Genomic DNA, 1,206 nt, shown 5'->3' on the forward strand with positions numbered 1-1,206 from the left:
TCGTGATGCCGGACGGGATCGAGCCGTGCACGTAGTCGGCGGTCTCGGTGAACAACAACACCCGGAAGGCCGCCGCCCGGGTCGTGGCCTGGGCGTGGCTCAGACCGGCGGATAACAGTAGGAGTGGGACGAGGACGAGTGCGAGCACTCGGCGCATGGGATCTCCGAGGGGGTGAGATGAGGCATACGGAAAAAGGCCGAGCCGCCCCGATGACAAGCTCGGCGGGCGAGTGGGAGTCAGAGGGTTCGCAGGAAGGCGAGCCCTTCGGTGGCCAGGGCGTCCTGGCTGGTGGCGAGCGGCCGCCAGATGGAGGCCGCGGTGGCGATGGCTTGGTTCTCTGCGGTGAACGACTCGATGACGAGTGGTCCCGTGTAGCGGGCCTCGCGCAGCGCGGCGGCGAAGGCGGGCCAGGCGAACCGGTCGGCGCCCGGCGCGCCCCTGTCGGTGCCGCACACCTGCACGTGCGCGATCCGCTCGGCGGCGGCCCGTACGGCCGCCGCCGGATCCTTCTCCTCGATGTTGAGGTGGTAGCTGTCCAGGGCCAGGCCGCAGCCCTCGTCCGGCAACCCGTCGAGCGCGTCCAGGGCCTGCTCGACCGTGTTGATCAGGCTGGTCTCGTAGCGGTTGAGTGGTTCGACGCCGATCCGCACCCCGCGCCCGGCGGCGTGGTCGGCCACCGGCCGCAGGTTGTCGCGCAGCTCGGCGTACAGGGCGCGGCGCTCCTCCGGTGAGACGCGCCAGGTGCGGCCGACGGAGGCGTAGGCGGGTCCGCCGATGACCGGTGAGCCCACCGTGACGGCCGCGTCCACGCAGGCACGCAGATAATCCTGCGTGTCGGCGATGGTCTGGGCGGAGGCCGCGACCAGTTCCCTGCCCGGCGGCATGACCAGCGCCACGGACGCGCTCAGCCCCAGCTCGGCCAGGAGTGCGGCCGCCTTGTGCGGGTCCCAGTCACCGAGCTGCTCGATGGGCAGCTCGACGGCGTCGAATCCCCAGTCGGCGATGCGCGGGGCCAGTCGTACGAGTTCGTCGTCTGTCAGCGGTGACGTCCACACCCACGTGTTGACGCCGATCGGCCACATAACTGGGTCCTCCTCGGGTGACGGGTTTTCGGGTCGGCGGCTAGCCCTTGCCGCCCCAGTTGGCGGGGAAGTCCGGCAGCTTCTCGCAGCCGCAGAGCGCGTAGTGCAGCGGCGGCATGTTGG

Annotated in this window: 1 protein-coding gene; it reads right to left on the reverse strand. The window is 70.9% G+C overall.

Annotation, left to right across the window (positions count from 1 at the left end):
• Positions 1-237: 237 nt before the first annotated feature.
• A complete protein-coding gene (locus tag ACSDR0_RS50710; RefSeq protein ID WP_435296149.1) occupies positions 238-1,083 on the reverse strand; it encodes a sugar phosphate isomerase/epimerase family protein in 846 nt (281 codons plus the stop codon).
• Between the last annotated feature and the right edge of the window lie 123 nt (positions 1,084-1,206).

Origin of the sequence: Streptosporangium sp. G11 (assembly GCF_051192615.1) — a bacterium.
Taxonomy (GTDB): Bacteria; Actinomycetota; Actinomycetes; order Streptosporangiales; family Streptosporangiaceae; genus Streptosporangium.

Bases quoted from the DNA above. Each gene is read 5' to 3' on its own strand.
- ACSDR0_RS50710 (WP_435296149.1), bottom strand. From the start codon at position 1,083: ATGTGGCCGATCGGCGTCAACACGTGGGTGTGGACGTCACCGCTGACA.